General features: G+C 43.1%; 19 protein-coding genes, 3 pseudogenes and 1 CRISPR repeat array. Of the genes and pseudogenes, 16 read left to right on the top strand and 6 right to left on the bottom strand.

The annotated features are described in order from the left end of the window. Positions 1-347 precede the first annotated feature (347 nt). Positions 348-1,229: a hypothetical protein gene (locus tag ACYRY3_RS03940; protein ID WP_460200448.1), complete on the bottom strand. Its 882-nt coding sequence runs from the start codon at positions 1,227-1,229 to the stop codon at positions 348-350. 335 nt (positions 1,230-1,564) lie between these two features. On the opposite strand from ACYRY3_RS03940, the gene ACYRY3_RS03935 reads away from it, so the two are divergent. The 14 genes and pseudogenes from ACYRY3_RS03935 to ACYRY3_RS03870 form a co-directional block, all read left to right on the top strand. Continuing rightward, a complete protein-coding gene (locus tag ACYRY3_RS03935; RefSeq protein ID WP_460200447.1) occupies positions 1,565-2,374 on the top strand; it encodes a hypothetical protein in 810 nt (269 codons plus the stop codon). A gap of 23 nt (positions 2,375-2,397) precedes the next feature. Continuing rightward, on the top strand, positions 2,398-3,291 hold the full coding sequence (locus ACYRY3_RS03930) for a hypothetical protein (RefSeq protein WP_460200446.1): 894 nt from the start codon (positions 2,398-2,400) through the stop codon (positions 3,289-3,291). 511 nt (positions 3,292-3,802) lie between these two features. Continuing rightward, a complete protein-coding gene (gene sufB / locus ACYRY3_RS03925; RefSeq protein WP_460200445.1) occupies positions 3,803-8,014 on the top strand; it encodes a Fe-S cluster assembly protein SufB in 4,212 nt (1,403 codons plus the stop codon). 97 nt (positions 8,015-8,111) lie between these two features. After that, positions 8,112-8,900, top strand: a complete 789-nt coding sequence (sufC, locus tag ACYRY3_RS03920) for a Fe-S cluster assembly ATPase SufC (protein WP_460200444.1) — start codon at positions 8,112-8,114, stop codon at positions 8,898-8,900. Continuing rightward, the gene (gene sufD, locus ACYRY3_RS03915; RefSeq protein ID WP_460200443.1) at positions 8,900-10,315 is read left to right on the top strand and encodes a Fe-S cluster assembly protein SufD; all 1,416 of its coding nucleotides are present in this window, start codon (positions 8,900-8,902) and stop codon (positions 10,313-10,315) included. Before sufC ends, sufD begins: the two co-directional genes overlap by 1 nt. A 78-nt stretch (positions 10,316-10,393) precedes the next feature. Then, positions 10,394-10,567, top strand: a pseudogene (locus tag ACYRY3_RS03910) (aminotransferase class V-fold PLP-dependent enzyme); the annotation flags it as partial. A 3-nt stretch (positions 10,568-10,570) separates the two neighbouring features. Further along, positions 10,571-10,939, top strand: a pseudogene (locus ACYRY3_RS03905) (hormogonium polysaccharide biosynthesis glycosyltransferase HpsN); the annotation flags it as partial. An 84-nt stretch (positions 10,940-11,023) separates the two neighbouring features. Next, a complete protein-coding gene (gene hpsO, locus ACYRY3_RS03900) occupies positions 11,024-12,199 on the top strand; it encodes a hormogonium polysaccharide biosynthesis glycosyltransferase HpsO (RefSeq protein ID WP_460200442.1) in 1,176 nt (391 codons plus the stop codon). A 41-nt stretch (positions 12,200-12,240) separates the two neighbouring features. Next, positions 12,241-13,428: a hormogonium polysaccharide biosynthesis glycosyltransferase HpsP gene (hpsP, locus tag ACYRY3_RS03895; protein WP_460200441.1), complete on the top strand. Its 1,188-nt coding sequence runs from the start codon at positions 12,241-12,243 to the stop codon at positions 13,426-13,428. A 152-nt stretch (positions 13,429-13,580) separates the two neighbouring features. Beyond that, on the top strand, positions 13,581-14,933 hold the full coding sequence (locus tag ACYRY3_RS03890) for a redoxin domain-containing protein (protein WP_460200440.1): 1,353 nt from the start codon (positions 13,581-13,583) through the stop codon (positions 14,931-14,933). A gap of 522 nt (positions 14,934-15,455) precedes the next feature. Next, entirely contained in the window at positions 15,456-15,860 is a 405-nt protein-coding gene (locus ACYRY3_RS03885) for a helix-turn-helix domain-containing protein (RefSeq protein ID WP_460200439.1), read from the top strand. 317 nt (positions 15,861-16,177) lie between these two features. Continuing rightward, positions 16,178-17,428 (top strand): serine hydrolase, encoded by a 1,251-nt coding sequence (locus ACYRY3_RS03880; protein ID WP_460200438.1) that lies wholly within the window; start codon positions 16,178-16,180, stop codon positions 17,426-17,428. A 162-nt stretch (positions 17,429-17,590) separates the two neighbouring features. Further along, a complete protein-coding gene (locus ACYRY3_RS03875) occupies positions 17,591-17,902 on the top strand; it encodes a glycosyltransferase (RefSeq protein ID WP_460200437.1) in 312 nt (103 codons plus the stop codon). Then, positions 17,833-18,210 (top strand): annotated as a pseudogene (locus tag ACYRY3_RS03870) (leucyl aminopeptidase); the annotation flags it as partial. The gene ACYRY3_RS03875 and the pseudogene ACYRY3_RS03870, both read left to right, overlap by 70 nt. Positions 18,211-18,652: 442 nt before the next feature. Continuing rightward, positions 18,653-18,983: a CRISPR direct-repeat array (repeat unit 36 nt; unit sequence CCCTACCGACTGGGTCAAATCGGATTAGTTGGAAAC). Positions 18,984-19,326: 343 nt separating this feature from the next. Here ACYRY3_RS03870 and ACYRY3_RS03865 read toward each other — a convergent pair. Together ACYRY3_RS03865 and trxA are read right to left on the bottom strand one after the other, a co-directional pair. Further along, positions 19,327-20,403 (bottom strand): LOG family protein, encoded by a 1,077-nt coding sequence (locus tag ACYRY3_RS03865; protein WP_460200436.1) that lies wholly within the window; start codon positions 20,401-20,403, stop codon positions 19,327-19,329. A gap of 479 nt (positions 20,404-20,882) precedes the next feature. Next, entirely contained in the window at positions 20,883-21,215 is a 333-nt protein-coding gene (gene trxA, locus ACYRY3_RS03860) for a thioredoxin (protein ID WP_460200435.1), read from the bottom strand. 284 nt (positions 21,216-21,499) lie between these two features. On the opposite strand from trxA, the gene ACYRY3_RS03855 reads away from it, so the two are divergent. Continuing rightward, the gene (locus ACYRY3_RS03855; protein ID WP_460200434.1) at positions 21,500-23,110 is read left to right on the top strand and encodes a PhnE/PtxC family ABC transporter permease; all 1,611 of its coding nucleotides are present in this window, start codon (positions 21,500-21,502) and stop codon (positions 23,108-23,110) included. A 43-nt stretch (positions 23,111-23,153) separates the two neighbouring features. On the opposite strand, the gene ACYRY3_RS03850 is transcribed toward ACYRY3_RS03855, so the two are convergent. Further along, complete coding sequence (locus ACYRY3_RS03850) at positions 23,154-23,888, bottom strand: glutathione peroxidase (RefSeq protein ID WP_460200433.1); 735 nt, start codon at positions 23,886-23,888, stop codon at positions 23,154-23,156. Positions 23,889-23,963: 75 nt separating this feature from the next. Then, positions 23,964-24,284 (bottom strand): 2Fe-2S iron-sulfur cluster-binding protein, encoded by a 321-nt coding sequence (locus ACYRY3_RS03845; RefSeq protein WP_460200432.1) that lies wholly within the window; start codon positions 24,282-24,284, stop codon positions 23,964-23,966. A 202-nt stretch (positions 24,285-24,486) separates the two neighbouring features. Here ACYRY3_RS03845 and ACYRY3_RS03840 point away from each other — a divergent pair, with 202 nt between their 5' ends. After that, entirely contained in the window at positions 24,487-24,840 is a 354-nt protein-coding gene (locus ACYRY3_RS03840; protein WP_460200431.1) for a hypothetical protein, read from the top strand. Positions 24,841-24,849: 9 nt separating this feature from the next. On the opposite strand, the gene ACYRY3_RS03835 is transcribed toward ACYRY3_RS03840, so the two are convergent. After that, on the bottom strand, positions 24,850-24,982 hold a 133-nt coding region (locus ACYRY3_RS03835; RefSeq protein ID WP_460200458.1), incomplete at its 5' end, for a selenium-binding protein SBP56-related protein.

Below are 24,982 nucleotides of genomic sequence, written 5' to 3'. Positions count from 1 at the left end.
AGTTAATACCAATTCTGTATGAAGATGCGCTAAGTTATATAACGCGATAGCGTTCGCGGAGCGTGCGCTTTGCGCTTAGCGTGCGTGCCAGCGCATAGGGCGCAAAGGACGCAAAGTCAAGAATTGAGGAAATTTGGCGCAATCTTAGGGATTTCCAAGAAATAAATTAACCAAAATTGTGGGGTGGGCGTCCTCGCCCGCCACCTACAACGTTTGAGACAACCGTACTACAAGTAATTTTTGAGTATTTTTTTATTTGGAAGTCCCTTACAAAAAATTGGTATGAGGTTTATGTGTTTAATATTGCGTGTTTTGAGACGCTTCAAATAGCGCGTCTCTACATTGTGTTACATAAGGTGATACCAAAAACATTGAGCAACATTCCAAGGATTAACATTGGATTGGATTAGACGATTTTGAGCGTCTGTAAATAAATGCTTGTGGCTTTCTATTGGTAAAAATTTAAGTTGTAAAGTAGTGGGTACTAACAGATGAAGCACGACTATTTGCAATCCAGACCATAAAAACTTGGCAAGACCTGCTTGAACTATTAATTTAAGTAAGTCATGACGTTCAATAGCAGCTATTTCATCTTCTAAGGAGACAGCTTGGCAGGGTATCCCCCAATTTTCCATTGCCATACAAATTTGTGGGGAGAGATTGTTTGCAATGTCTTGTGGTGACTGAAAGGTCAAGATGAAACAGGAATCTAAGCTTGCAGCTAGGGCAGCTGTATCCTGAAAAGCAGAACTGAGAGTATCACCAATGACAATATTTGTTTCGCGATCGCCATGTTGATGAATGTAGTCTGCTAAAAAATAAGCTAAAAATTCATAATGTCCAATAATTTCTGGTTCTATACCCTGTGGTAAAAGAGACTCTGAAGGGCGCTCCCCAAGCCGAAACAATTTGAAATTTGTCAAACCTGTTTCGTTGTACACCTGTTCCCATGCTTTTAATGCTTGCAGGATGTCCTGTTGGCAGGATAACTGTTGCTCTCGTGTGATGGAAATCTTATTGCTCGATAGTAGCAACAACTCTGGATGTTGCATATAAAAATGGGTATTGTCAAGAATATTCCAAAATTCCCGTCCTACCCATAAATCTACCAACGCTCCCAACTGCTTGACCAAAATAAGACCGTATAGAGATAAAGCCAAAGTTGGATCGATAACACAGGTATAGCGCTGAGTCGTCAGTTTAACGGAAATGGTAGGTAATGAATTCATACGTTATGCAAATATATTTGAAATCCTTACCAATGACGCATGAAAATCTTAATAAGAATGGTTTTCGTCATTTAAATGTATTTGTGTCAATCTACTTGCTTAATTTCTCATTTCTATATGTAAAATTCCAGTCACACTTTTGTGCAGCACACATTATTGCTATCTCCAAAGGTATAGCAATAATATGTGACTGGAAGAGCTTGAGTATCTATTGATAGTCTGAACGTTAAGTTGCAATGTAAAAAGAATATTGGTTAACCATACAACCAGCTATACCCGTGTTTCTACTTGAGTAGCAGGTCATTGAAGACCAAAGTGCTGGGAGATAAATATGTATGTCAATGACAAATGGTAGAGGTAAGGCAGTACTGGAGTTTGAAACGACATCCAAGCCAAAGTTGGAAGAGGATTTGTCAATATTCCCTCAAACAGTTAATAACTCCAGGGAACTTGACTTTCAACGGACTTTGTGGGGTGCTCGCCAAACAGCAAGCCGAGTTGCACCACTTGCTAAATATTTAGCTCCCATAACTGCCAGGATTGTACTAGATGCCGTACCGGAGTCAAGGAGAAGTTTCAACTCCCTAACTATTCAACTTTTGTACCCCTTGCTCCAGAAAGGCGATAGCAATAGCAGGAAAAAGGAAGCAGAATATTTTGGTCTTTATGAGGCAGACATAGAAATAGCGAATACAGGAGTCGCTTGTGAAGCTGCCTTAATGGAAGTGTTAGCAGCAGAAGCCAGTCATACGGAAAGCGAAAGTGAAGCAGCAGCCTTAATTGGAACAATGGTTCCTCTTGCTTTTAAGGGGATGGATGGACGGCATTTGCTTCGTCCTGTCCTACCCATGCTGCTGGTATCCACTGCCCGAGTCGTCCGATTTCTGCACCGTCACAGCCGTGGGAGTCGTCGCTTGCTCCGGCTCTTACCTACTATTCTCCGACGGACAATTGCTACTCTCCTAGCGGCTCAACGCTGGGGCTGTGCAATGACATCAGCCTTGATTCACTGCGTTATGGCAACTCAAACCAAACGGGTTTTAAGTAATACCCAAGTAGTTACTCACGCCATCACCCGCAATGCCCTAATTCGTTTTTCAACCGTTGCTGCTCCCGACTCCTCCAAGTCATCGCATCAGTTTTAAATTCAATCAGGAGAACTAGAACTATGGCACTTTTTGAAGCACCAGCAACTCACGAATCAAACCATTACAGCAATCCCTATTCCAATCCGGAATTTGAGGATGAGTGGGAAATGCCGGAAGCCACGCACTATAGCAATCCCTATTCCAATCCGGAATTTGAGGATGAGTGGGAAATGCCGGAAGCTACTAACTACAGCAATCCCTATTCCAATCCAGAACAACAGTGGGAAGCCAGTTATTACAGTAATCCTTATAACAACCCAGAGTTTGAACAAGAGTGGGAAACCCAAGAAGCAACTCACTACAGCCATCCCTATTCCAATCCAGAATTTGAGGATGAGGGAGAATATTTTTGGGGTGGTTTAAAGAAATTTGCCAAGAAAGCGTGGAAAGTTGCGGCTCCCCTTGCCAAGAAAATAGCTCCTAAACTAGCGGGTTCTTTAGTCGGGATGATTCCGGGTGTGGGAGCAGTCGCCGGACCCCTAGCAGCTAAGCTCACGGGAGCCTTAATTAAAGAAGGGGAAATGGAAGCAGTGCAGATGGAAGCTGAATTCTTTGGCACTAATGAGGCAGAAGCAGAGGTGGCAAATACAGAAATTGCCCATGAAGCAGCACTGACTGAATTTTTAGCAGCCCAAGCGGCAGAAGCAACCACTGAAGCTGAAGCCGAAGCCGCGATCGCTGCTACTTTACCCATTACGATTACTATTACAGGCGGACGGCGAGCATTACGACCAGTCATGCCAGCGATGGCACAGGCGACCGGACGGCTGACGCGCCTGATGCGTCAACAAGGGCGAACCGGACAAGAACTACTCCGCACCATCCCCACCATTCAACGGCAAACTGCTGCTACCCTGAAAGCCGTTGCTCGTTCCGGTCAACCAATCAACAGTGCCACAGCCAAAGGATATTGACTTTTCAAATTCTCCCATTCAGTTTTTTTTCCTTCTATGCTCGCTATCTCTCTCTGTGGCAATCCTAACATTTATGCACTGTAGCTGGCGTCAGTTGCACATAAAGATAAACAACTTCCACGGAAGACACTCCTAAATAGTCTGTAGCCTATGCCAGACAAGCATTTCAAGGTTCAGACCACCCTTCCTCTTAGAAACCTTGCTGTTGCTTCGATGTACAATAGATTTTGGGCTGGAAATATGGCTACACCAACCACTGGCTGTAGAAACGCAAAGCCGCACAGTTCCAAAGTCAAGTGAGGCAAGAGTTGACCTCGCTCTCTATGTATTTTATCTACAGTGTGTGGAGCGTTTAGAAGTTTGCTAACATTTATGAAAAGTTTTATATAAATGTTTAATACACTAAAATAATTATCAATAGTATTTATTGAAACTTTTATAGATAATGAATTTCTACAAAAAGATAAGCAAGTTTAAGGCTTAGTTTGGTAATAATCTGAGTATTTGTCAAATGGCAATTTTACACGGTAGTTGGTTACTAAAAAAACAGGGTGGCTGTTTGTTCGTTTGGGGAGAAACTTGGCGAACTTTTGGAGCCGATTTTGATAAGAGTTCATCAAAGGAAGAAGTACCACCACATCCATTGGCAATGACACCTGTGGAATTGACAGAGTGGTTGCAATCGGTGCAAATGACAATTGTGGAGGTATTGGTGACAACGCCCCCACAAAATGGGCAAACACAAACCCAGAACGGGCGAAAACGCAAAGGGACAGGTAATGCTAATATCAGCTTGCCAACTCATACCCAAATTATTGCCTTACCAACTTATATCCAAGATAACCCTCAGGACAAAACAGTAGCCATTGTTCCAGTGCATTCTGCTACATTAGTTACTGAGAAAGACATCCCACAATATTTACAACCTTGGAAAGTAGAGGGTTTTTGTCTCAGTCCTGAAGCGGCAATAAAATTTCTCACCTCTTTACCCCTTAACACTAGCAACGGCGAAGGAAGCTTTTTAGGAGCAGATTTACGTTTTTGGGTGCAAATTGCTCGTTGGAGTTTGGATGTGAATGCACGCTGTAAGTTCTTGCCTACACTTCAACAGCAAGCCGATAATTCTACAGTAGCTCAATGGCAAGCTCTCCTAGACAGCGCCCAAGACGGAACCCGTTTGGAAAAGTTTTCTCAGTTAATGCCACTAGCTTGCCAAATGTATCAGGGACAAGGAGATAGCCAGCAAGATAACACCGAAACATCTCCTGTCGCCGCAGTTTCCAATCCCTACTTCCCCATTCGCGTTGACTTACCACCAGAACCCCAAGAACTGTTGTTAAGTTTTCTAAACAACACGGTAGATGCCCAAATACGAGCAATGGTAGGTTCTCAACTTCCAGTAGAACCCAGGATTATGGCATCTGTTCCAGAGGCAATACGACAGTGGCTGCATTCTTTGACAGCTGCATCTAGTCTTGTGAGTGCTGATTCAATTGAGGTGGAACGACTCGAGGCAGCACTCAAGGCTTGGACGTTACCCCTACAATACCAATTAGGGGCAAATCAGTTTCGCACCTGTTTTGTGCTAAGTCCTCCCAAAACTAACCAGCAAGAATGGACTTTGGCATATTTTCTCCAAGCTGCCGACGATCCAGAGTTTTTGCTGGATGCTGCTACCATTTGGAATCAACCTGTAGAGAAATTTGTTTATCGGAACCGCACGATTGAACAACCACAGGAAACTTTTTTGCGGGGTTTGGGATTGGCTTCGCGCTTGTATCCACCCATTGGACTTAGTTTGGAAACCCCAAATCCTGAATTCTGTCTCCTGAATCCCGTGCAAGCCTATGAGTTTATTAAGGCAGTCGTTTGGCGGTTTGAGGATAGCGGTTTGGGAGTGGTTTTGCCTCCTAGTTTGGCAAACCGAGGAGATATTGCCAATCGTTTGGGTTTAAAAATTTCAGCTCAAACACCAAAGAAAACAAAGGAACGCTTGGGTTTGCAGAGTCTGTTAAATTTCAAGTGGGAATTGGCAATTGGCGGTCAAACTCTTTCTAAAGCAGAGTTTGATAAATTGGTGGCTTTAAATAGCCCACTGGTGGAAATTAACGGCGAGTGGGTAGAATTGCGATCGCAAGATATTAAGACAGCGCAAACCTTTTTTGCTTCTCGTAAAGAACAAATGGCACTGTCACTGGAAGATGCTTTGCGTATCAGTATGGGAGACACCCAGGTTATTGAAAAGTTACCAGTGGTCAGCTTTGAAGCGTCTGGGGCATTGCAGGAACTTGTCACGACTCTAACAAATAATAAAGCCGTCGAACCAATGCCTGCACCTGCAAGTTTCCAAGGAAAATTGCGACCCTATCAAGAACGTGGGGTAGCATGGCTTGCTTTTTTGGAACGTTGGGGTTTGGGTGCTTGTCTTGCAGACGATATGGGTCTGGGTAAAACCATTGAACTCATTGCCTTTGTCCTCCACCTTAAAGAACAAGAAGCATTGGAGAAACCAACCTTGCTTGTTTGCCCAACTTCAGTATTGGGGAACTGGGAACGAGAGGTCAAAAAATTCGCTCCAAACTTGCGAGTTCTACAATATCACGGTGATAAGCGACCCAAAGGTAAGGCGTTTGCAGAAACGGCGCAAAAGTACAATTTAATCATCACGAGTTACTCACTCGTACATCGGGATATTAAGTCGTTGCAAGGTATTTCTTGGCAAATGATTGTTTTGGATGAAGCGCAAAATATCAAAAACTCAGAAGCTAAGCAGTCCCAAGCAGTAAGGCAGTTAGAAGCAACGTTTCGTATTGCTCTAACAGGAACACCAGTGGAAAATAGGTTGCAAGAACTTTGGTCAATTTTAGATTTTCTCAACCCCAAATATTTAGGAAATAAGCAATTTTTCCAGCGACGTTTTGCCATTCCAATTGAAAAATATGGCGATACGGCTTCATTAAAACAATTGCGTTCGTTAGTTCAACCCTTTATTTTGCGTCGTCTGAAAACAGACCGCGAAATTATTCAAGATTTGCCAGAAAAACAGGAAATGACTGTTTTTTGTGGGTTGAGTGCCGAACAAGCAAAACTGTATCAAAGTGTTGTGGAAGAGTCTCTGTCTGCAATTGAATCCGCTGAAGGTTTGCAACGACGGGGCATGGTTTTAGCTTTGTTGAGCAAACTCAAACAAATCTGCAATCACCCAGCCCATTATTTGAAGCAGGATTCATTAGAAAAATACACTTCTGGTAAACTCCAGCGTTTAGAGGAGATGTTGGAGGAAGCAATTGCAGGAGGAGATCGTGCTCTGATTTTTACTCAGTTTGCTGAATGGGGTAAACTGCTGCAACCACATTTAGAAAAACAGTTAAAGCGGGAAATTCTGTTTTTGTATGGCAGTACTAGCAAAAAACAAAGGGAGGAAATGATAGACCGTTTCCAACACGACCCTCAGGGACCACCAATCATGATTCTTTCTCTAAAAGCTGGAGGAGTAGGATTGAATCTGACAAGGGCAAATCATGTTTTCCACTTTGACAGATGGTGGAACCCAGCAGTGGAAAATCAGGCAACAGATAGAGTTTTTCGTATTGGACAAACACGTAATGTACAAGTGCATAAATTTGTTTGTACGAAGCGACTGGCAAACGTCGCCGTTGATGCAATTTTCGATAGCGTTTCCGTAGCAACAACATTTAAAGAAAAACTAGCCAAAGATGGAGTCATCTTCTGCTCCATTTCCGAAGCATTACAAGAACACCCAGAATTAGTGCAGAAGTACTTGGGTAGCGTTGTTCCGGCAGGAGATAATTACTTTGCCGCCCTTAATGCTGCCGTATTTAGCGATGGCTCCTTTGTTTACATACCCAAAGGCGTAAAATGCCCGATGGAACTGTCTACCTACTTCCGCATCAATAACGGTGAAACAGGACAGTTTGAGCGGACGCTGATTGTTGCCGAAGAAGACAGCTATGTCTCCTACCTAGAAGGTTGTACTGCACCAATGTACGACAGCAATCAACTGCATGCTGCTGTTGTAGAACTTGTCGCCCTAGACAACGCTGAGATTAAATACTCAACAGTTCAGAACTGGTACGCAGGAGACGCAAACGGCAAAGGCGGTATCTACAATTTCGTTACCAAACGCGGTTTGTGCCAAGGAGTCAATTCCAAAATTTCCTGGACTCAGGTAGAAACTGGTTCTGCTATTACCTGGAAGTACCCCAGCTGCGTACTCGTAGGTGATAACTCTGTCGGTGAATTCTACTCAGTAGCGCTGACAAACAATATGCAGCAAGCTGATACCGGCACCAAGATGATTCACGTTGGAAAAAACACCCGCAGCACAATTATTTCCAAAGGGATTTCTGCTGGTAACTCCAGCAATAGCTACCGTGGATTGGTAAAAATCAACCCCAAGGCAGAAGGATCGCGGAACTATTCCCAATGTGACTCCATGCTAATTGGGGATAATGCCCATGCAAATACTTTCCCCTACATCCAAGTGCAGAACAACACGGGGAAAGTAGAGCACGAAGCGTCTACTTCTAAGATTGGGGAAGATCAGCTCTTCTACTTTACCCAGCGCGGTATTTCAGCAGAAGATGCAATTTCCATGATGGTAAGTGGGTTCTGTAAAGATGTGTTCAATCAACTTCCAATGGAGTTTGCTGTAGAAGCCGATAAGCTGTTGAGTCTGAAATTGGAAGGTAGTGTTGGTTAATCAACTTCGTTCCCTTTGCGTCTTCGCGGTTAAAAAGTTTTAAACCACGAAGACACGAAGTACACGAAGTAGGAAGCGAGAGAAGAGAGAGAAGATTATGATTATTGAGAATAGCGAAGTTGTGCTGTCAGTACGCGATCTGACAGCAGAAGTTGATGGTACCCCAATTCTTAAGGGCGTAAACCTTGAGGTTCGCTCCGGGGAAATCCATGCGATTATGGGACCGAATGGTTCTGGTAAAAGTACTTTTTCCAAAGTTCTAGCCGGACATCCCGCCTATGAGGTGACTGGCGGTGAAATTATTTTCCAAGGACAAAATTTACTAGAGATGGAACCCGAGGAAAGAGCTCGGTCTGGAATCTTTTTGGCATTCCAGTATCCTTTGGAAATTCCTGGTGTCAGCAATTTGGATTTCTTGCGAGTCGCTTACAATTCCCGCCGGAAAGCACAGGGTTTAGAGGAATTGGATGCCTTTGATTTTGATGAGGTGGTAGAGGAAAAGTTGGCAGTGGTGAAAATGAATCCTGCTTTCCTCAGCCGCAGTGTCAATGAAGGTTTCTCTGGCGGGGAAAAGAAGCGCAATGAAATTCTGCAAATGGCACTTTTAGAACCGAAACTGGCAATTCTGGATGAAACGGATTCGGGTTTGGATATTGACGCACTCAAAATTGTGGCAAATGGGGTGAATCAACTGACAAGCCCTGAGAATGCCACGATTATGATTACTCACTACCAACGCTTACTCAATTACATAGTGCCAGACTACGTTCACGTTATGGCACGAGGACAGATTCTCACCAGTGGTGGTAAAGAACTGGCGCTGGAGTTGGAATCTCGCGGTTATGACTGGCTGTTGGAAGAAAATGCGGCTGAGGTGACTGTGTAATGAGTATTGTTGTTTCTCCCAGTCCGGTTCCTAATTCGAGTTCAATTGATTTGGCATCTACGGTGTTGGATAGAGATGCTTATCTGATTGATTTATTAAATCATCTCACGGAAAGGTTGAATAATAGAGAGGTGTCCCATACAACCTCTTTACAAGGGTGGTTGCAGGAATTGCGCGATGTCTTCGACGGGCTTCGCCAACGCGCTGTTCTTTGGGTACGTCAATCCAGTCTCCCCACAACCCGTGATGAAGAATGGCGCTTCACCGATGTGTCTTTTTTACGGAAAGTTAAGTTTGATGGTGTAGGGACTAGAGATGGCGTGTCTCTACAACCCCTACCAGAAGCAGCTAACAGTCGTTTGGTTTTTGTTAACGGGGTTTACGCACCAGAGCTATCATCGGTTGCGGATTTGCCAGAGGGAGTGACACTCAGCAATTTAGCTGATTTGCCAGCCACCTACACCCAGCGCGTACAGCAATATTTAGCTCAAACTGAGGGGGCGCACGAACTGTTTACCGCCCTTAACACGAGTGGAATGATTGATGCTGCGGTGGTGTGGGTGCCGAAGAATGTAGTGGTGGAAGTCCCAATTCATTTGGTGTTTGTTGCTACTTCGGAAAAGCCCGCGATTTCTCTTCCCCGTTGTTTGGTTGTGGCGGAAACTGGTAGTAGCGTGACTTTGGTGGAAGAGTATACAACCTTTTCAGCTACAAAAGAAAATATAGAGACAAGCCCCGACGTAGTAGTAAAATATTTTACCAATGCAGTAACGGAGATTTGGGTTGGGGAAAATGCCCAGGTCAACCACACTAGAATTGAGACGGAAAGTGGGGGGACTGTCCATATTGGGAAGAGCGCTATTTCTCAAGCTCGTTACAGTCGGTATACCTGTAATGCAATAACTTTTGGTGGTAAGCTTTCACGACACAATCTAGAGATTTTGCAAACCGGGGAACAAACGGAAACTGTTCTCAATGGGCTGACGATGATTGGGGGAGAACAGGTAGCGGATACTCACAGTGCATTAGCCCTGAATTATCCTTATGGTACGAGCAAGCAGCTGCACAAGTGTATTCTAAGCGATCGCGCTCATGGAGTGTTTAACGGTAAAGTTTTTGTTCCCAAACCCGCACAGCTAACAGATGCAGCCCAGTTAAACCGGAATTTATTACTATCACCCAGAGCCAGAATTGACACCAAGCCGCAATTAGAAATTACGGCAGATAACGTAAAATGTGCTCACGGTGCTACTGTGAGTCAGTTGGAAGATGATGAAATCTTCTACCTGCAAAGCCGGGGGATTAATGAGAATGATGCTCGCCATTTACTCATCAACGCCTTCGCCGCTGAAATCATCAATCAAATACCCATTCCTTCTCTGCAGCAAACTCTTATGCAAAAGGTTAGTGGATAGCAGATAGTAGTTAGTGGTTCTACTTAAAAACTACTAACTACTAACGACTAACTACTAACTACTAACAATTCAAAATCTATGACTTTTACCCAAGAAAGAACCCTTGCTGATAAAGTTCGTTCTGACTTCCCGATACTACACCAGGAAGTCAACGATAAGCCCTTAATTTATTTTGACAACGCGGCTACGTCACAAAAACCTTTGCTCGTACTCAACACCTTACGAGACTACTACGAGCAGTACAATTCTAACGGTTTGAGACTGCGGCAAACAGGGTATAAAATTTGGTATGACCCAGAAGCACATTTGGTGCATTTAGGAGAAGAGACAGGAGGTTGCCATGATATCAGTATGCGATCTCTTCAGTATCAACTGACCTTTTACCACAACCACTTTTTAATGGGGCTGAAAAACCTCTCCTTCACTCAAGCCATACGCCTTTTTTCCCGCTTATTTGACTGTCACGTCCTCGGACATCCTCCCTGTCACAAAAGCGGTTCACCAATCAAAATTATTACCCGTGGTATTTTCTATATTTTAGGTTTCTTAAAAGCTTTAAGCACTGTCATTCAATCCTTATGGAATGATGGGCAAATTTATACTCGCATGGATGAACAAACTTAGTCATCTGTTGTTTGTTCTTTGTCATTTATAATTACAAAGAACTAATGACAAAGAACATAAAAAATAACAAACTAATCAATATTTATGAAAATTCTTGTAGCCAGTCATACTTATATTGTAGATATTAATTGTGAAAAGTTACGCATCCTATCTCAACTAGAACCAGAAGTTGAAGTCACAATTGTCGTTCCTAAAAAGTGGAAACCTGGTGGCGTTCAAAACAGAATTATTGAAACTCAATACCGAGATGAAGGTAAATTTCGTATAGTTCCCATTTCTAATTTCAGTCAAAATCACCAAGGTCTTCTCACCTTTGGTGGTGATTTGATATCTTTGCTTCAAAAATTCCGTCCCAATATCATCCAGGTTGAACAAGGATCTAGAGGGCTTGCATATGCTGAGATGATTACTTTAAATAAGTTATTAGGACTAAAAGCCAAAAATCTGTTTTTTACTTGGTGGAATTTACCTTACAATCTTAAATTCCCAATTTCCTTATTAGAGAAATATAATCTGGATAACAGTCATGGTATTATTTCTGGAAATCAGGATGGAGCAGAAATATTAAGACAACGTGGCTATACTGGATCGATTAAGGTCATGCCTCAATTGGGTGTAGACGAACACCTATTTTCTCCTGCTCCTCAACAGGAACTAGCAACTCAGTTAGGTCTTAAACCAGATGATTTTGTTGTGGGATTTGTTGGACGTTTTGTTCAAGAGAAGGGATTGCTAACTCTTATAGAGGCTTTGACTAGCTTAAAAGATAGACCTTGGAAATTACTCCTTTTGGGGCGAGGACCGTTGCAATCAGAAATTATCGCTAAAGCAGCGGAAAACAATCTTAAAGACAGAGTCATTTTGATTGAAAGCGTTCCTCATGATGCAGTTCCTAAATATATCAATTTAATGAGTACTTTAATATTGCCATCGGAAACAAACTACAGTCTTAAGAACCTTACTTCTGTTGGTTGGAAAGAACAATTTGGTCACGTACTCATTGAAGCTATGGCTTGCAAAGTTCCTGTCATTGGTTCCAATTCTGGTGAAATTCCTTATGTTATTGGGGAAGCTGGATTAATATTCCCTGAGGGCGATGCCAAGGCACTTGCTCATTCCATAGCCCAGTTAATGGAACAGCCAGAATTAACTGACAAGTTGGCTGAAATGGGTTATCAAAAAGCGATCGCTCAATACACTAATACAGCTTTAGCAAAACAGCAATTAGAGTTTTATAAGGAATTAGTCATTAGTAAATAACAAAGGACAAAGGACAAATGACACTGGACAAATGACAAAATATGCGTATCTTACAAATTGTCCCCTCAATCTCTCTGATATATGGTGGTCCCAGCCAAATGGTTCTGGGACTAGCCCCAGCGTTAGCACGTCAAGGGGAAGAGGTTACTATTCTAACAACTGATAGTAACGGCGATACGGGTCAAGAACCGTTGGATGTTCCCCTAAATCGCCCAATAGAACAGGATGGGTATCAAACCATTTACTTCCGTTGCTCTCCGTTTCGTCGCTACAAATTTTCCCTCGACTTACTCAAGTGGTTAAATCAACACGCTCGAGAGTATCAATTAGCCCACATTCACGCTTTATTTTCCCCTGTCAGCAGTCTCGCAGCAACTGTTTGTCGCCGTCACAAGCTGCCGTATATTTTACGTCCATTGGGAACTCTCGATCCAGCGGATTTACGCAAAAAAAGGCAACTCAAACAGCTTTACGCCGCAGTTTTAGAACGTCCCAACATAGCTGGTGCTGCTGGTATTCACTTTACCAGCCTTCAAGAAGCAAAAGTTTCAGAAAGATTTGGAGTTACCACGCGGGATTTAGTGATTCCTTTGGGTGTGATCCCCCCGACTTCAGAGGGGATCGCAGGGGGAGATGGGGGGAGTGTAGTGCGTCAGCAGTTAAATATTCCTACTGATGTCCCTTTGGTGCTGTTTATGTCCCGCATCGACCCGAAAAAGGGTTTGGAATTGCTGCTTCCGGCGTTGGAGGCGCTTTTATCGGAGGGATTGGATTTTCACTTTGTCCTTGCTGGAAGTAACCCGCAAGATTTAGATTATGTAGAAAAGATAAAATCTCAGGTACAAAGTTCTCCACTGCGATCGCGCACGACTATGACTGGCTTTGTGACGGGTGAGTTAAAAACAACCCTGCTACAAGCTGCTGACTTATTTGTCTTACCGTCATACTATGAGAACTTTGGTATTGCTGTTGCCGAAGCAATGGTTTCAGGAACACCCGTACTTATATCTGATGGAGTCCACATTTGTCAAGAAGTGCGAGACAGTGAATCGGGGTGGGTTGGTACAACTGATGTATCTGACCTCACTATGTTACTTCGCATAACTTTACAAAACCCGTCAGAACGCCAACGGCGGGGATTGCGGGCAAGAGAGTACGCATTGCAGCATTATAGTTGGGATGCGATCGCTCGTGAAACCATTCAGGCGTATAATCAAATTCTGTCTTGATAAAGATGTAAAATTTTAGGGCTATATGCTTGCGTATATTTGCACAACCTAAAATTTTGTTTCAAACCCTAAAGTCCAATCGGAAAACCGGGGTCTTGTGTCATCATGCAAGATAGAATACATATGCCTCTTTGAACAACAGGGAATCTCACATGGCTCTCCGTTTAGGTGATACAGTACCTAACTTTACCCAAGCCTCCTCAGAAGGCGATATAGACTTTTACACGTGGGCTGGAGACAGCTGGGTTGTGCTGTTCTCCCACCCCGCAGACTATACACCAGTTTGTACCACTGAATTAGGGCAGGTTGCCAAACTGAAGCCAGAATTTGACAAGCGTAATGTCAAAACCATAGCCCTTAGCGTTGATGATGTAGAATCCCACAAAGGATGGATTGGAGACATTGAGGAAACCCAGAATGCCACCCTCAATTACCCAATCTTGGCAGATGCAGATCGTAAAGTTTCCGATCTTTACGACATGATCCACCCCAATGCCAATGCATCGTTAACGGTGCGTACAGTCTTCATCATTGACCCAAACAAGAAACTGCGTCTGACCTTAACCTATCCTCCCAGCACCGGGCGAAACTTTGATGAAATTCTGCGGGTGATAGACTCTCTGCAACTGACAGATAACTACAGTGTGGCTACACCAGCCGACTGGAAAGACGGCGATGATTGCGTGATAGTCCCCTCTCTGAAAGACCCAGAAGTTCTCAAGGAGAAATTTCCCAAAGGGTATCAAGAAGTTAAACCCTATTTGCGGATGACTCCTCAGCCCATAACTTTGAGCCGCAATTGTTTGCATATTCGTGAAGTGCCAGCACAACACCTTGGGCTACTGTACATCAATCAGGAGTTTCAAACACAACTCCAACCAGGAATGCACGCATGGTGGATATTTGGGCGTTCCTTCCAAACGGAAGTCTTTGACCTGCGCTACTCAACGATGGAAGTATCCGGGCAAGATATTCTTTCTAAAGATAAAGTGCCTTTACGCTTGAACCTAACTGCAGGCTACCGCATTCTCGACCCATTGAGAGCTAAAAACGGTTTATCAGATATTACCACCTACCTATACAAAGAGCTACAGTTTGGTTTGCGCGGTGCTGTTGGAGAAAGAACTCTAGATGCATTGTTGGAGGATAAAGGCGCAATTGATAGAAGTGTCTCTGAATACATTCGTCAGAAAACCGCAGACTATGGAATTGAAGTAGATTCGGTTGGGGTGAAAGATATTATTCTCCCTGGCGAGATTAAGACGATTTTGAGCAAAGTTGTGGAAGCGGAAAAAGCTGCTCAAGCAAACGTAGTTCGTCGTCGTGAAGAAACTGCTGCTACCCGCAGTATGTTGAATACCGCCAAGGTGATGGAGGATAACCCCGTCGCGTTGCGTCTCAAGGAACTCGAAGTCCTCGAACGAATTGCCGAGAAGATTGAGAAAATTCAAGTCAATGGTAGTTTGGATAGTATCTTGACGGAGTTGATTCGCATTAATCGGTAGTAAACCTTTGTTGATAGCTTAATTATGCTTAGATAGTTAATTGGCTAGAAAGCATTTGACTGCTTGTTGTGGTCTAATACCAATACCTTTTTACAAAAAGGATGATACAAATCCCTAATGTAGAGACGCGCCATGGCGCGTCTTTACCTATGGCGTATCTCTACAAGATTTATATGTATCATGATTAAAGTGAAATAATCTAAGTTAAGTAAGTCGGCGTGAATAAACAGACAGGAGTTACAAAATGTAAATGCATCTGAAACCTTTACTAATGACCCTCCGGGTATCTCCTTACGGAGACGCTTCGCTAACGCCAGTCCCCTAGGTTGGGAAACCCGCCTACTTTCTCTGGACTCACCAATGACAAATGACTAAGGACGACCCTAACCAGTTTCGTTTTTTCTTACCGACCTACTTACCACTTTAATTAAGCAGTCAATCAACCTATAAAGCTGCATCAAAAACTTGTTGTGCAGTAATATGTCCTAACTCATGCAGAATATGACAAAGATAACTGGAAAAATGACTATTACTATTAACTCACAGATATATAGCCAATTACTTTCTAAGTATCAACCTCGAATTATTAAGACAGAAGCTGAAAATGAGGAATTTTTAGAGGTGGTGGAGGAATTGCTGGCTCGTCAAAACCTTACTCCTGAAGAAATTACAATTTTAGAGCTACTGGTAAAGTTAATTGAAGATTTTGAAGATAAACATTATCAGTTAAATCATTCTACACCACGTTCTCGAATGATTCATTTGATGGAAGCGCAAAATATTACAAACGATGATTTAATAAAAGTTTTTGGTTCATCTGATATTGTTGATAAAGTCATGAATGGTGAATTAGAAATAGGTTCACAACAGGCTTTAGCCTTGGGAAAATTATTACATATTGATTCTAGTTTATTTTTAAATGAGTAAAATTTCCCCATGAATGGCGATCGCTCATTCTACATCCTTCTTTGACATAACTAGTGGCCTGTCCCAAAAGTTTTGATAGGTTCGTAGTTGCGCTATGGCTAACGCCACGCTATCGCGAACAGCGCCATAAAAACCAAATACAACTCAGACCACCCCCTCAAAATTAATGCGACAGACCACTAGCCATGCTTGGTCTCTACACTTGTAAAATGCGACCTCTAAGTTTTTATACTCAACTCGTGGTTAAATAGAGCAAAGAGTGCGTTAAAAGGCACTGAAATTAAGACAAATCAGGACTTTGAGGCTAACAATTTTTCATGTATCAATATATTCTCAGTTTTTTATTCATTATCTTACTAACAGTAAACCTGATATTTCCTCCGTCGGCTTTAGCAGAGGTTAAACTTCAAATACCATCCTTAGCTCAGACACAAACAAGAGAGCAATCAATCTCTTCCAAAGCTGCTTTAGAAAGATTATTTACTAGCAAACAGATACAGCCTGAGTGGTTTACATCGGACTTTTTAGCTCAAGTGACCATCGCACAAATACGACAGGTTATTGCTGGGTTAAAGACTCAGTTGGGAACTTATCAAGGCATACAAAATAACGCTCAAGATTACTTGGTTCTCTTTAGCCAAGCTTCAATACCAACTAAAATAGTTTTGAATGCCAAAGGACAGATTTCAGGGCTGCTATTTCAACCACCGCAGGCAAAAGTCTTGAGTTTAGAAGAAGCGATCGCGCAATTTAAAACTTTACCTGGTAAAGTGAGTTTCCTAGTTCAGGAAAACCAAACAACAAAAGCTGCATTAAATACCACAACACCCTTAGCTATTGGTTCAGCTTTCAAGCTAGCAGTACTCCAGGTACTTAAATCAGAAATTGCTTCAGGCAAACGGACGTGGAAAGATATAGTACAACTGCAACCCAGTGAAAAAAGTTTACCCTCTGGAATGTTACAAACATGGCCAGATGGGTCATACTTGACGGTGCAAACACTTGCGGCTTTGATGATTTCAATGAGTGACAATACGGCAACAGATATCTTAATTAACTTGCTTGGACGAGAGGAAATTGAGTCTGTTTCACCCCGCAACCGTCCCTTCCTAACTACCCGCGAAATGTTTGTGTTGAAAGGTTCTGGAAATCGGGACTTGTTGAAACGTTATCAAACAAGCAACGAAACTCAACGCCGCGAAATCCTGAGAGAGATTGCCACAAAACCACTTCCTGATGTGAATGAATTTGTGGGAACTAACCCAGTTGCCCTAGATGTAGAATGGTTTTTTACAGCAGAAGAACTCTGCCAACTCATGGGACAAGTTGCCGATTTGCCACTGATGAGTATTAATCCTGGTGTTGCTAATGCCGAAAATTGGCAACGGGTGGCGTATAAAGGCGGATCTGAGCCTGGTGTTTTCAATATGACAACCTGGTTACAGTCAAAGAACGGCAAAAATTACTGTGTGGTTGCTACTGTTAATAACAGCAATGCACCTATAGAAGAGTCGAAATTTATAGCCTTGTATAGTGGGGTGCTTGCCAAACTAGCAGTTAATGATTAGTTTGCTAACAACCATATAAACTAGCAAATCAAATTCTAAGTCAGTCGGCATGACTAAACAGAAATACGTTACAAAATAGCATCTAAAACTTTTACTAATGACAAATGACCAATGACAAATGACTAAGGACGACCCGTTACGTTTTTTCTTATCGACCTACTTATGAGTCTAATTGTTTTAACTACCATCGGTTCCTTTGGTGACTTACATCCCAAAATTGCGCTCGCTCTCGAATTAAGAAAACGCGGTCATGATATAGTATTTGCAACCCACAAAGAATATCAATCCAAAATTGAAGCATTGGGATTTGAGTTTCATCGGATGCGCCCCGATAATACCGCTCTCAACGACCCTGAAGAGATGGCGCGGATGATGGATTTGCAAACAGGCTCGGAGTATATTGCCTCACAGGTGCCTGTGTTGTTGCCTTGGGAGATGAGATTGCTGGTTTATTTACTCCAGATGATGCTTTAGCTGCCCAGTTAGAAAAGGCTTCTGAAACTTCAGGAGAAAAGATTTGGCGGATGCCAATGGAAGAAAAATACTTTGAGGGGCTCAAGTCCGGTCTTGCGGATATGAAAAATACTGGCCCCCGTGCAGGTGGTTCTATTACCGCTGCTTTGTTCCTCAAGCAGTTTGTCAAAGAAACTCCTTGGGCACATTTAGACGTTGCAGGTCCGGTTTGGGCAGATAAAGAAAACGGTTACAATGGCCCTGGTGCGACCGGTTTCGGTGTTCGTACTTTGGTTAATTGGGTACTAAGCGAAGTTACCAAACCATAAGATCTCTATGAAGATCTACGGATAACTTATCTTTTATCGTTCCCAGCCTCAGGCTGGGAATTCAGAATTTATCTTACCTGAATGCAGTAGAAAAAGTAGCTGAATGGCGAGATATTGGTTATTCTTAGGTATTAGATGCGGCTGTTGTTAAATTTTTTGATAATCACGTTTGAACTATTCGTGGTGAATCTCCTAAACCACCGCCAAAGTACTATGTTATTTAGGTTTTGGGCACATTCACGGGACAGTCTCAGAAGTTCATCGACGCACCTCCCGCGATCGCCGAAACCCTATATTTTTCGTTGAGGTGTGTCGATGGCTTACAGGGCAAGGGTTTGAGCTATGGGTATTGGTCAATTTTCACTGCCGATTTATAATGATTTGAGAGGTGCGTCGATTTGGTGGCTAGAACCCTTACTGGGTAAAGGCTCCTAGACGAAATCCCTACCGACTGGGTCAAATCGGATTAGTTGGAAACTTTAGCTTCAGCGGTTTGAACGTTTTGACCGCTGACCCTACCGACTGGGTCAAATCGGATTAGTTGGAAACTGTATAAGGGTAACGCCCTCTTTCTTGTTCAGAAAAGCCCTACCGACTGGGTCAAATCGGATTAGTTGGAAACTTGATAGGCGTCAGCGGCTTTGATACAACCTATTGTCCCCTACCGACTGGGTCAAATCGGATTAGTTGGAAACGTTTGAAATTGCTTAAACATCATGGCACTCCACACAATCAGACCCTACCGACTGGGTCAAATCGGATTAGTTGGAAACCCAACACCTACACCGATTGGTATGTTTGTGTTAGCCCTACCGACTGGGTCAAAAGTGTCGGTAGTTCACTTTCGATGATTCAATTTGATATCACCACAACGTAGGGGCGAACGGTTGTTCGCCCTCCTAGACGGTTGTTCGCCCTCCTAGATGGTTGTTCGCCCTCCTAGAGCGCCGATACAGTAGTCAAAATGGAAGCACAAAACACATTTTTTCTCGGCTGTAATCCTTAATTTTTCGTGAGTTTAGAGACGCGCCATGGCTCGTCTCTACAGAAAACAAGGTTATTTATGATTTCTGTACCGATGCTCTAGACGGTTGTTCGCCCTCCCGCGTGTACTGCTTACTTCCTTTCCGGATGAGCTTTTTCCTCTTCCTCTAATGAGGGAGTGCCCAGTCGGTTGATCGTTCCAATAAGCTGGTACAATCGCCCTAAATCTCTTTGATTGAAATACAAAACAAGGCGGGGTAGGTTAAAGGTTTCGTCTTGTGCTTCTTGGGGTAATGCTTGACTCTTTTCTATCCGTCCCGTAACTAAGATGTCGTGAAATTGGTCGTTGAGCTGTTCTACCGCAGCATCCGATAATTCCGTCTTAAGACGGATAACAAAACGATTGCCGACATAACGACAGGAGTGATAAACCTGGTAAAAACCTGTAATCGCTTTACAAGCAACATCCAAATTGTCTGTCACCGTATAAAGACTGGGATCGTCAGGGCTAACCAAACCTTTTTTTACCAGTTGTTCGTTAACGTATTCACTCCAAGACCGCCAGTAATCGCCCCCCGGATGGTCAATTAAAACGACAGGTATGGGGCCGAACTTTCCTGTCTGGCTTAAAGTCATACATTCAAAAGCTTCATCCTGGGTGCCAAAACCGCCGGGAAACAGGGCTATGGCATCGCTTTCCTTAAGCAGAAACAGCTTGCGGGTGAAAAAATATTTGAAGTGAATGAGTTTTGGGTCTCCCTCAATCACTGGATTTGCTTGCTGTTCAAACGGGAGTTGAATGTTTAAGCCAAAAGAGTTTTCTCGTCCGGCACCTTCATTCCCCGCTTGCATAATTCCACCGCCACCGCCTGTCATAACCATGAACCCCAGTTGTGAAACATAGCTAGCAAAATCATACGCCATGCGGTATTCTGGGTTTTCCGGTGAGATGCGTGCAGAACCAAAAATTGTCACTTTCCGAACGTGGCGGTAAGCATAGAAAAGCTCGAAACCCCGTTCCATGTCAACTAAGGCAGATGATAAAATTTTCCAATCAAGACGCTCGATTTCACTTTTAGCTAGATGCACTATTGTAGATAGTGCCTGCACAATATACTGCCGATTTTTTGATGTCGGTAATTGTTCAAATAATTCAGCGATATCCGCTTGGAGAGACTCTAATGTGTCAAACGGCACAGATGAGGTCATGAGAATTTTCGCCAAAATGGCTTTATATTTTAAACTAAATTGATTTGGTATGGAAGTTACAAACAATTTCCTTACCTTTATGACTACCTCTTGATAACAAAAAATACCTTTGATTGACTACAAACCAAGGCACTGGTGAGGGTAGCCGCAGACTACTTGTCGCGATTGGAGCAACTAGCCCATTATTTACTTTAAATTAAACTTGACCTAGAGAGCCACCTGCATATCAGGCGATTCCACCTTAGGCATCGAACATTGAGCAAAGGAATAATAAGTATAGATTTAGAAGCAAATGCAGTATAATATACAGAATTAAAAAAGCGCCTCCTAATATGATAGTACAGGCGCTGTTAAAATATGTTAAGTTGACAGAATTAGCAATTCTGACTCAGAGCTGCAGTGTGGTCCATCTCTAGCTTGTTTACATAACTTCACCTTGCAATTGAGGAAACAGAGTTTTCTCAAGCAATTTACTGATGCTAGCTCCTTACAATATATTTCTCGACAGTCTGGGATAACGTTGTTTTGGGGACAGCGCCGACAACCATATCAACTCTTTGCCCACCCTTAAAAATCATAAGTGTGGGAATGCTGCGGATGCCGTACTGGCTGGCAACGTTAGGATTTTCATCAGTATTAACTTTTACTACCTTAAGTTGACCTTTGTAGTTCTCTGCAACCTCATCTACAACAGGAGCAACCATCCGGCAGGGTCCACACCAAGGTGCCCAAAAGTCCACTAAAACAGGAAGCTCGCTGTCTAGGACTTCCTGCTTAAAGGTAGAGTCTGTAACTTGTTCGGCTGTTGACATGCCTAAAAACCTTTGCCTATCTTATGTTGGAGTTTGCTGAAAATTCTACCATAGCAAAAACCTCCGCTATGGAAACTGGCAAGCACTTTTGCTTATTGCAGTAAAATTCATCCAAAAGTATCATAAGGAACCGCCCGAACAGTAGTCCGGGCGGAGTGTGGTGTGAGGAGTGAACGGAAACATGCGTCTCCGCTGGACAAAGGACAAAGGACAAAGGACAAAGGACTAATTGGCAAACATTCTGGGGCTTACTGTTTGTTGTTCTATTGGTTTGGTCTTTATATGTGGCTGGTGTATTCCAGCAGGATTTAATTAACGAGGGAGGTTGGAACCTTGTTGCTCGCTTTCTTTTAGCTGCAATTTCACCCGATCTAAACCCACAATTTCTACTGCTGACTTTGGACGCAACTCTAAAAACTCTCGCCTATGCTGTATGTGGTACATTTTTCAGTATCATCATTGGCTTTGTGGGTGGTGTTTTCTCGTGTGAGGTGTGGTGGAAGTCAGTTTCCTTTAAAGGTTATAAAGCGCCTTGGTTGATAGCACGGGCAATTCTGGCAATTCCCAGAGCGATTCACGAATTGATTTGGGGTTTGTTGTTTGTAAATATTTTTGGGCTCGATCCACTGGTTGCAGTTCTAGCCATAGCGATTCCTTTCGGTGCTATCACCGCTAAGGTATTTTCTGAAATTTTAGATGAAACTCCGAAAGGTCCTTTACTTGCACTTCTTCACAGTGGTGTCTCTCCCGTCAATGCTTTTGCCTATAGTCTGATTCCTCAAGCTTTCTCAAATCTACTGTCCTACAGTTTTTATCGATTTGAATGTTCAATTCGTGCTGCGGCTGTATTGGGTATTATTGGTGCTGGTGGATTGGGTTATCAAATTCACCTCAGTCTCCAATCGCTTCGTTACGAGCAAATGTGGACTTTGTTGTTTGCATTGCTGTTTTTGAGTGGCAGTACGGATTTTTTCAGTAGTTGGTTGCGTCAGCGCTTGGGTGTGCCCAGTCGTTTGAATCTCAATGTTCTGAATTTGAAGCAAAGGCGAAAGCTAGTTAAAGAACGAGATTCAGTCATTGCTTTTTTATCACTGGCTGCTATTGTTCTGTTGATATTCTCGTTCTGGTATGTCAAAGCCGATTTTACAAAACTTTGGGCACCACGAACTGTTCAACTTCTGATTGAGGTTTTTCAAAATCTATTTCCACCAGACCTCACTCTGTTCAATCAAATGCTCACTCTCTCGGCGCAAACTTTGGCTATGTCAATTTTGGCAGCTACCGGTGCGGGTTTGGGTGGTATTTTACTTTCGGTTCCAGCAGCAAGGAGGATTGGGGAGGGAGTGAGGGGGGGAGTGTCTGAGGGAGGGAGTGAGGGAGATTTTGCACGTCCTGTTGTTTCGTTGTCTGTTCGTCCTCTTGTACTTCCTGTGACTCGTTTCTTACTCCTTTTTGCCCGTGCTGTTCCAGAACCAATTTGGGCGTTAATTCTTCTGTTTGTGTTATTTCCCGGAATTCTACCTGGTGCGATCGCTCTGTCTATCCACAATTTTGGCATCTTGGGGCGTTTAATGGCAGAGGTGATAGAAAATTTAGATGACCGACCATTGGGATCGCTACAGGCTTTAGGTGCTACCTCTCCTCAAGTTTTCCTCTATGGCGTGATTCCCCTGACTTTCCCCCATTTCCTTGCCTATATTCTCTACCGTTGGGAAGTTTGCGTTCGTGCTACAGCGATCGTTGGTTTTGTTGGTGCTGGGGGTTTGGGGCGTCTTTTGACAGAGCAACTAAGCAGTTTTGATTACAAAGGTGTCCTAGCAACTTTGATAGTTCTGATTATTTTGACTTTTTTAGTAGACATAACGAGCACTATGATGCGTCGCGCCTTCAGATAAATTTCCAAAGGGCAGGCAAGATGCCTGCCAAAAAAACTACCACCTACTTGGCACTTAAATATTCAGCCAGTGCTTCAGAACCACCAACAAGTTTGCCATCAATAAACACTTGGGGAACTGTTGATGCACCTGTTACAGCTTGCAATGTGCGAGGTGACACATCTTTACCCAAAACGATTTCTTCATAATCAATACCACGCTCCGATAGCATTGATTTGGCGTGAGCACAGTAAGGACAACCCACTCTTGTAAACAAGGAAACCAACTGAGGCTTTGCTGCTGCCGGGTTGATGTATTTGAGCATTGTCTCTGCATCAGATACTTTAAAGGGATCGCCCGGTTCGTCTGGTTCAATGAACATCTTTTCAATCACGCCATCTTTAACCAACATGGAATAGCGCCACGACCTTTTGCCAAATCCCAGATCTGATTTATCTACAAGCATTCCCATTCCTGCAGTGAATTCACCATTCCCGTCAGGTATAAATGTTATATTTTGTGCTTGTTGATCTTTTGCCCATTCATTCATGACAAAGGCATCGTTCACTGAGATGCAAATAATATCATCTACCCCATGTTCCTTGAAAACTCTTGCCAATTGGTTGTATCCGGGAACGTGAGTTGAAGAGCAGGTAGGAGTAAATGCACCTGGCAGAGAAAAGACTATTACGGTTTTACCTGCAAACAGTTCACCAGTAGTTACACTGACCCAATTATGGTCTTGACGCAAGCGAAAGGTCACATTAGGAACTCTTTGTCGTTCTTTATTAAGTAACATAAGTCGAGCGCTTCCTTCATCAATCTCCTCCTCAAATCATATTCATAATGACTACGTTTTGCAAGTTAAAATTTGCTAACGGCGACCTTTAAAAGGATTGATGTAAAGTTCATTTTGACACTCAACACCCACCTCAAACTTACAATCCGAACGAGGATAAGCGATGCACAGAAGCACGTAGCCCATTGCTGCTTGTGCGGATTTGAGGGAAACAGCCTTCGGCTGATACACTTCACCCTCAATCAAACGTGCTGCACAGGTAATACAAGCTCCATACCGACACCCTACAGGTAAGCGCAAACCACTGGCTTCCACTGCATCTAAGATATATTGATTCTCAGCTACCTCGACAATAAAGTTGTTACGATTCACCAGTGTAATTTTGTAAGTGTTCATGGGCGTTCTTAATGAGGTTGACCTACTTAGGTTGTTTCTGTCTTCCACCTCTAAGCAGAGTAGAAGCTCTAGCAAATTCTCTCCATAAGATTAGGTGCTTACAAAAATTCTGCCACTCAAGTAGCTAGCAATAGCTGGCTAGAGATAGAAGGGGGTTTGCTGACACCTCGACAGAATGAGACTAATAGATCAACCTGGACTCATGAAAAATCTAATTCTTGGTAGCTTATCCCTGCTGTTAGTATTTTTTGCTACTGCGCCTGCCGTCAAAGCGGATAACAGGGCAGCAAATCCCAACCTGTTAGGCAACACTTCGTCATCTGTGACTCAGATAGAACCTTTTAATTTGGTTCACTTGGCTTATCAAGGTTACCTTGAAAACCAAGGCATTCCCAGTTACGGCAACCTCATTATGGCTTATCAAGTCAAGCAAATTACTGCTGAAGATATTGTTCGGAGTGCTGTTAACTCAAAAATGTTGCCACCGCAGGTTATGACAGACCAAGAATACAAAAACGCCGTCAATACTCAATTAGAGAATTTAAGAATCAGGTAAGCAACAGTTTCAAACCCAAATATCAGAAGTGCAATCGCCACCAGGATAGCGCATTTCATGAGCGCGAGATGGTCCTGCGGGTTCGTTGCCAAAGTCAACGTAGAAATTTTCGTTGATTTTCAATCCCCCGTTTTCTGTGTCG

The organism is Scytonema sp. NUACC21, from assembly GCF_054684315.1.
Note: the sequence above shows the minus strand (reverse complement) of the source record. Positions and strands in the feature narration are given on the sequence as shown.

Coding starts and splice junctions, on each gene's coding strand:
- hpsP (WP_460200441.1), top strand. CDS start 12,241: ATGCGTATCTTACAAATTGTCCCCTCAATCTCTCTGATATATGGTGGT.
- sufC (WP_460200444.1), top strand. CDS start 8,112: ATGATTATTGAGAATAGCGAAGTTGTGCTGTCAGTACGCGATCTGACA.
- ACYRY3_RS03885 (WP_460200439.1), top strand. CDS start 15,456: ATGACTATTACTATTAACTCACAGATATATAGCCAATTACTTTCTAAG.
- ACYRY3_RS03890 (WP_460200440.1), top strand. CDS start 13,581: ATGGCTCTCCGTTTAGGTGATACAGTACCTAACTTTACCCAAGCCTCC.
- ACYRY3_RS03850 (WP_460200433.1), bottom strand. CDS start 23,888: ATGTTACTTAATAAAGAACGACAAAGAGTTCCTAATGTGACCTTTCGC.
- ACYRY3_RS03930 (WP_460200446.1), top strand. CDS start 2,398: ATGGCACTTTTTGAAGCACCAGCAACTCACGAATCAAACCATTACAGC.
- ACYRY3_RS03845 (WP_460200432.1), bottom strand. CDS start 24,284: ATGAACACTTACAAAATTACACTGGTGAATCGTAACAACTTTATTGTC.
- ACYRY3_RS03865 (WP_460200436.1), bottom strand. CDS start 20,403: ATGACCTCATCTGTGCCGTTTGACACATTAGAGTCTCTCCAAGCGGAT.
- ACYRY3_RS03875 (WP_460200437.1), top strand. CDS start 17,591: ATGAGTCTAATTGTTTTAACTACCATCGGTTCCTTTGGTGACTTACAT.
- hpsO (WP_460200442.1), top strand. CDS start 11,024: ATGAAAATTCTTGTAGCCAGTCATACTTATATTGTAGATATTAATTGT.
- sufD (WP_460200443.1), top strand. CDS start 8,900: ATGAGTATTGTTGTTTCTCCCAGTCCGGTTCCTAATTCGAGTTCAATT.
- ACYRY3_RS03880 (WP_460200438.1), top strand. CDS start 16,178: ATGTATCAATATATTCTCAGTTTTTTATTCATTATCTTACTAACAGTA.
- ACYRY3_RS03840 (WP_460200431.1), top strand. CDS start 24,487: ATGAAAAATCTAATTCTTGGTAGCTTATCCCTGCTGTTAGTATTTTTT.
- sufB (WP_460200445.1), top strand. CDS start 3,803: ATGGCAATTTTACACGGTAGTTGGTTACTAAAAAAACAGGGTGGCTGT.
- ACYRY3_RS03940 (WP_460200448.1), bottom strand. CDS start 1,229: ATGAATTCATTACCTACCATTTCCGTTAAACTGACGACTCAGCGCTAT.
- trxA (WP_460200435.1), bottom strand. CDS start 21,215: ATGTCAACAGCCGAACAAGTTACAGACTCTACCTTTAAGCAGGAAGTC.
- ACYRY3_RS03935 (WP_460200447.1), top strand. CDS start 1,565: ATGTCAATGACAAATGGTAGAGGTAAGGCAGTACTGGAGTTTGAAACG.